Origin of the sequence: Cryobacterium shii (assembly GCF_004402595.1) — a bacterium.
Classification (GTDB): Bacteria; Actinomycetota; Actinomycetes; order Actinomycetales; family Microbacteriaceae; genus Cryobacterium; species Cryobacterium shii.
In genome coordinates, this window is record NZ_SOFY01000047.1 from 73,081 (window position 1) to 79,619 (window position 6,539).

The 6,539-nt window shown below is 69.0% G+C and carries 4 protein-coding genes; 2 read left to right on the forward strand and 2 right to left on the reverse strand.

The window, feature by feature from the left end:
* Positions 1-59 precede the first annotated feature (59 nt).
* Entirely contained in the window at positions 60-887 is an 828-nt protein-coding gene (locus E3O49_RS09020) for a shikimate 5-dehydrogenase (RefSeq protein WP_134366816.1), read from the forward strand.
* Positions 888-963: 76 nt separating this feature from the next.
* The gene (locus E3O49_RS09025) at positions 964-1,722 is read left to right on the forward strand and encodes an SDR family NAD(P)-dependent oxidoreductase (protein WP_134405937.1); all 759 of its coding nucleotides are present in this window, start codon (positions 964-966) and stop codon (positions 1,720-1,722) included.
* A gap of 62 nt (positions 1,723-1,784) precedes the next feature.
* Here E3O49_RS09025 and E3O49_RS09030 read toward each other — a convergent pair whose 3' ends face one another.
* The gene (locus E3O49_RS09030) at positions 1,785-4,712 is read right to left on the reverse strand and encodes a putative bifunctional diguanylate cyclase/phosphodiesterase (protein WP_134451406.1); all 2,928 of its coding nucleotides are present in this window, start codon (positions 4,710-4,712) and stop codon (positions 1,785-1,787) included.
* A gap of 139 nt (positions 4,713-4,851) precedes the next feature.
* The gene (locus E3O49_RS09035) at positions 4,852-6,261 is read right to left on the reverse strand and encodes an aldehyde dehydrogenase family protein (protein ID WP_134366819.1); all 1,410 of its coding nucleotides are present in this window, start codon (positions 6,259-6,261) and stop codon (positions 4,852-4,854) included.
* Positions 6,262-6,539: the final 278 nt, after the last annotated feature.

A 6,539-nucleotide genomic window follows, 5' to 3' on the forward strand; every position in this document is an offset into this window, starting at 1 on the left:
TTCCCCGCGACCTTCGGGGCGACACCGGCTCCGGTCACCCCGCCGCGTAGCCTTGACCCATGCCCCTGAAACCAGCGTTGAACAAAGACACCCGCCTCTGCATCTCCCTCGCTGCCCGGCCGAGCAACCTCGGCACGCGCTTCCACAACTACCTCTACGCGGAGTTGGGCCTCGACTTCATCTACAAGGCGTTCACGACCACGGACATCGCCACGGCCATCGGCGGGGTGCGGGCGCTGGGCATCCGTGGGTGCTCCGTGTCGATGCCGTTCAAAGAGGACGTCATCGCGCTGGTCGACGAGATGGACGCGTCCGCGACCGCCATCCGGTCGATCAACACGATCGTGAACGACGAGGGCTGCCTGCGGGCCTCGAACACCGACTACATCGCCGCGGCCGAGCTGATTCGCGCGCGCGGTATCGACCCCGCCACGCCGTTCCTGCTCCGCGGCAGTGGCGGGATGGCCAAGGCGGTCGCGGCGGCGTTCCGCGATTCCGGCTTCGAGCAGGGCACCCTGATCGCCCGGAACGAGAGCAAGGGGCGCGCCCTCGCCGACGAGCTCGGATTTCGGTGGGTGGCCGAGCCGACCGGGCTGACCGCCCCGCTGATCGTCAACGTGACCCCGATCGGGATGGCCGGAGGGGCGGAGTCGAATGACTCGGCCTACTCGGACGCGGCCATCGCCGCCGCGACCACGGTGTTCGACGTCGTCGCCCTGCCGGCCGAGACTCCGCTGATCCGCGCCGCCCGGGCGGCCGGGAAGGTCGTCATCACGGGCGCAGAGCTCATCGCGCTGCAAGCTGCGGAGCAGTTCGAGCGATACACCGGGGTTCGTCCGACCCCGGAGCAGATCGTCGCGGCCTCCGAATTCTCGCGGAGCCGATAGCCCGCGGCGGGGAGCGAGTGCTAGACAGTGGATAGGGCCGCATTCGGGCGGCCAGTTGTTCGATGAGGAGCATTCCATGAGTATCGAATTCATCCCGAACCGCTTCCAGGGCCAGACCGCGATCGTGACCGGGGCCGGGTCCGGAATCGGGCGCGCCACGGCCATCCGTTTCGCCCGCGAGGGCGCCAGGGTCATCGCCACCGACGTGGTGGCGGACCGCCTGGACCAGTTGACCGCGGACTTCCCCGACCTCGACATCACGACCCTCGTCGGTGATGTGAGCCTGGAGGACACGGCTCAGGCCCTGGTCACGGCCGCGGGCGGCACGGTGGACGTGCTCGCGAACGTGGCCGGCATCATGGATGCGTTCCTCCCGCTGGCCGAGATCGACGACGCCACCTGGGAGCGCGTGTTCGCGGTGAACCTCACCTCGGTCATGCGGCTCACCCGCGCGGTGCTGCCGGGCATGATCGAGGCCGAACACGGCGCGATCGTGAACGTGTCCTCGGAGGCCAGCCTGCGGGCATCCGCGTCGGGGGTCGCCTACGCCGCCTCCAAGCACGCCCTCAACGGGCTGACCAAGAGCGTCGCGGTGGTCTACGGGCCGAAGGGCATCCGGGCGAACGCCGTCGCCCCGGGCGCCGTGAAGACCAACATCGAGGCGCCGTTCAAGTCCGCCTGGGCGCAGGAGCGCCTCGGGCCGCTGATGGCGATCATCCCCACCTTCGCCGAGGCGGAGGAGCTTGCGGCCTCGATCACCTGGCTCGCGAGCAGCGACGCCAGCAACGTCAACGGCGTGATCCTGCCCGTCGACGGCGGCTGGGCCGCCATCTAGCCGAGCGTTCCCGCGCCGGCCCCTGACCGGCCTCGACGAACCAATTCGACGGAGATTCGGCTCTAAAAAACCGGATTCGGGCTGTTCGAGCTGGGTTCGGGCAAAATCTCCGTCGAATTGGTGAGGGGCCGCCGCCCGGCCGCCGCCCCGGGCGCCGTCAGAGGCCGCCCGGCCAGCGGATCGAAGGTCGCGCTCGGGCGCCCCAGCAGGTAGCCCTGGGCCAGCACGCATCCGCTGGCCCGCAGAATCTCGAGCTGGTCGCGGGTCTCCACGCCCTCGGCGACCACCTCGACGCCGAGCTTCAACGCGAGCGCGAGGATTCCCTGCACGAGCGGCACGGAGGCGGCGTCAGGCAGATTCATGATGAAGCTGCGGTCGATCTTGATCTGGTCGACCGGCAGGGTGTTGAGCCAGGCGAGGGTCGAGAAACCCGTTCCGAAGTCGTCGAGTGAAATATGGATGCCCAGACGGCGCAACTCCACTAGCCGTTCGACGATGCCGGGGAGGTCGATGAGAGCGCTGCTCTCCACAACCTCCAGAATGAGCCGCTCCGGGGCGAGGGCATGTCGGTTGAGTGCGGCTCGAACCGTCGGAACCAGTCTCCGGTCGAGCAGCGTGGCCGCGTCGAGGTTGACTGCGACGCCGTATGGCCGCACTGCCGGCCGCGGCCAGTCGGCGACCGCAGCACAGGCGGCTCCGACCACCCACAGGTCCAGTTCGGGCAGCAGGCCCATCTCCTGAGCCAGAGGCAGGAACGCAGCCGGAGCCAGAAGACCCAGCCGGGGGTGCTCCCAGCGGATGAGGGCCTCCGCGCCGACCACGCGCTCCTCCCCCGCACGGGAGATGTCGACGACCGGCTGGAAGTGCAGCCTCATCTGGTTCTCGTCCAGGGCACACGCCAGCTCCAGCGGCAGTGACGGGCCGGTGGCCCCCGGCTCCTCCTGGCGGCCCGCAACGGCGATCTGGTTGCGTCCGGTTCTTTTGGCCGTGTACATGGCGCCGTCGGCTTCGTCGAGCAGGTGCTCGCCGTGGCCTCCCGGTCCCGTGTGGACGGCCACGCCCACACTGGCGGAGATACGCAGGTCCTGGCCGGCCAGGTGGAAGGGATGGTTCAGGCAATCGACTGTCCGGCGGGCCAGCTCGATGGCCGCCGCCTCGCCCTCCAGCTCGGTGACCAGCACCGCGAACTCGTCACCGCCGAGCCGTCCGATCACGTCGCCGCCGCGCACCTCCGCGCGCAATCGCGCCGCGACCTGCCGCAGCAATTCGTCGCCGACCTGGTGGCCCAGGCGGTCGTTGACGCGTTTGAAGTTGTCGAGGTCGCAGAACAGAACGGCCGAGGTGGACCCGTCCCGGCATTCCGACAGTGCGGTGTCGAGTCGGGCCGCGAACAGGACCCGGTTGGGCAGGCCGGTCAAGGCGTCATGCTGCGACTGGTAACGAACCGTGGCGAGCAGCCTGGCCTTCTGCATGGCCGTGGCCCCCTGGTGGCTGACACCCTCGATCCGGGCCATGGCATCGACCAGAACCGCTTCCCCGACCGCGCCGCGCCAGCTGACCGTGGCGACGCCCATCAGCACATCCCCGGCGAGGAGCGGCACCGCCACCAGGCTGTGCACACCGACCGAGCGGACCAGGTCGCCCAAGGCGGGGCTGGCCCCGTCCGCGGTGATCAGAACGAGCTCCTGCCGGGTGAGCAGTCCGATCAATTCCGGCGTCTGGTCGACCGAAATCGTCGTCTGCAGGAACTGTTCGCGCTGGGGGGTTCCGAGCCCGGTGGATGCGACCGGGCGAAGCTCACCGAGGTCGGCGTCCCAGAGCAGGACCGCCGCGGAGTCACTGCCGACGATCGTCGGCAGTGCCAACGCGACGACATCCGCGATCCCCTCGACGCTGTCGCTGGTCGCCAGCTCGTGCGCGAGACTGAGCAGCGCGGCCGTGCGCAGCCCTCCGCGACGGGACTCCTCCAGCGCGGTGAACAGGTCGAGGGCGACCGCGGCGTGTCCGGCGTACGCCTCGAGCAGGGCCCGGTCGCCGACCATCGCGGTGTGTCCCACGGGGAACAGGGCGGCCAGGTGGCCGTGGATCCTGCGATTCGAGGCGATGTCGACGACCAGCGCGCGCTCGCCCAACTGCTCGCCGCGCAGCATCCGTTCGACCAGATCGTCGGCACGGGCCTCAGTGACCCCTCGGTGGCGCACCAGCGGGGCGCCGCCCCCGTCGGGTTCCACGATGAGCAGGTAGCCCGGCGCGAGCACGGCTGAGCCGGCGCGGTCGACGATCCGGGCAAGCATCTCGTCGAGGTCGTCGCTGCTGACGAGGTCCGCGGCGGCCAGCTGCACCTCCCTGACCTTGTCGCGCAGGACGGTGAGAGACGCGTCGACGAACCGGTTCCTGGCACGCCGGGACCACCAGTGTTCCCGCATTGACCAGGTCAGCTCGTATTCGCACTCCGGGTAACCGTCCGACTGGCACCGAGGGTGACTGACCCGAGCGGGTGCGAGACCGAAGATGGCGGGAACGGACGAGAACAGTCCCTGAGCATATTGGCAGTCCAGTCTGGAGGGCCGATAGCCCTCGTGGAGCCGGTAACCCACCGTCGCCGTGGTCTTGGCGACCTTGATGGCATCCATCGTGGACGTGGTGGTGAACTTCGGCACCATTCGCGGCATCTGGCGATAGATGGCGCCCGGCGAGGCGAACACGCTCAGCAACTGCACGAGCACGGGCTGAATGTCGCCGATCACCGACCCGGCGCCCACCGTGAACATCGTGTTCGGATCGTCGAGCACGGCCGTCGCCGCCTCGAACAGGCGGATGCGGGTGTCGTAGCCGACCCACGTGGACGGGTTCTCAAGAAGGGCCGCATCCTGATGCACGCCCGCCCGCGCGAGCACTTCAGCGACGGCTTCCTCCCCGCCGAGCCGGCGCACGTGGCGCAGGAGCAGGCTGATCGTCGTGCTCGCGGTCTCCCGCGATTCGCCATCCATAGTCCTCCACCCCACCAGTTCATTATCGACGGGATTTCGCGCGGGGTCGGCCGCGACGCCACGAAAAATCGCCGTTCACCGCACTCGCGTGGTGAACGGCGATTCTAGGCCGTGGCGGCTGGTCAGCCGTCGGGCTTGGTCAGCCGTTGATGACCTGGGGCACCCCGAGCGCTTTGAGTCCGTCCACGCCGAATTCCAGGCCGTAACCGGACTGCTTGGAGCCGCCGAACGGAACCATCGGGTGCACTCCGCCGTGGCCGTTGATCCAGACGGTGCCGGTCTCGAGGCGCGCCGCGACTTCGCGGGCCTTGTCGAGGTCGGCCGACCACACGGAGCCGCCGAGCCCGACGTCAACGCTGTTCGCCTCCCGGATCACCGCGTCAAGGTCGGTGTAACGGATGATCGGCAGCGCCGGCCCGAACTGCTCCTCGATGACGAGCGGATTGGCGCCGTCGATGTCGGCGATGAGGGTGGTCGGGTAGAAGTAGCCGGGCTGGTCGAGGTCGGGGTTTCCGCCGATGAGCACGCGGGCGCCGGACTCTTTCGCCGACTCGACCAGACGGGACACGATGTCGAACTGCGCCTGGTTCTGCAGCGGGCCGAGGACGTTCTTCTCGTCGAGCCCGTTGCCCATCGGCATGGCCGCGGCGACAGCGGTGAGCTCCTCGCAGACCGCGTCGTAGACGTCGTCGTGCACGTAGAGGCGCTTGAGCGCGGCACAGGTCTGACCGGTGTTGATGAAGGCGCCCCAGAACAGGTTCTGGGCGATGGCCTTCGGGTCGACGTCGGGCAGCACGATGCCGGCGTCGTTGCCGCCGAGCTCCAGGGTGAGGCGCTTGATCGTGTCGGCGGAGCTGCGGATGATCGCCTTGCCGGTTGCGGTCGAGCCGGTGAACATCACCTTGCCGATGTCGGGGTGGGTCGACAGTCGCGCGCCGATCTCGCGGTCGCCCGATACCACGCTCAGCAGGCCGGCCGGCAGCACCTGGTTCATCACCGCGACGAGGGCGAGCACGCTGAGCGGGGTATATTCGGAGGGCTTGACCACGACGGCGTTGCCCATCCGCAGCGCCGGAGCGATCTGCCAGACCGCGATCATCATGGGCCAGTTCCAGGGGCCGATCGCGCCGACGACGCCGATCGGGCGGTAGTGCACCTCGGCGTGAACCTGGCCGTCATCGACGACGACCTCGGCCTCGAGCGGCGTCGCCGCGGTGGCGCGCAGCCAGGCGGATGACGCGCCGACCTCGAAGCGGGCGTTCGGCCCGTTCAGCGGCTTGCCCTGTTCCCGGGAGAGCAGCTCGGCGAGCGGCTCTGCCGCGGCGTCGATGGCATCGGCAACGCGGTTCAGCACCTCGCTGCGGGCCGCGTGACCCAGGGCAGCCCAGGCAGGCTGAGCCGCACCGGCGGCGGTGACCGCGCGGTCGAGGTCCTCGGCGGTGTCCACGGGGGCCAGGCCCACCACCGCACCCGTTGCGGGATCGAAAATTTCTCTCGTCGGTCCCGATGCCGGCGTGATCGTCGCAAGGAGATTGTCGTAGGTGTCCATGGGTCCTCCACTTTGAGTCCGTTAGTTCTCTGAACCTATCCAGCGGATGCCGGGCCCGTTTGTTCCAGCGCGCAGTGCGGTTGTTGCCGGGCGCAGGACCGGCATCCGCTTGCCGTGCGCAGTGAGAGCGGCATCCGTGTGCCGTGCGCCGCCGCGCGGTGGCGGCGACCCCGGGGCCGCTAGGAGCGTGGGTCAGTAACGGCAAAGTTTAAAACGCCGCCGGATTTCCCGTCCTTGGCCGTGGGGTCTGGGAAAATTGCTTATGAGCGATTCTGATG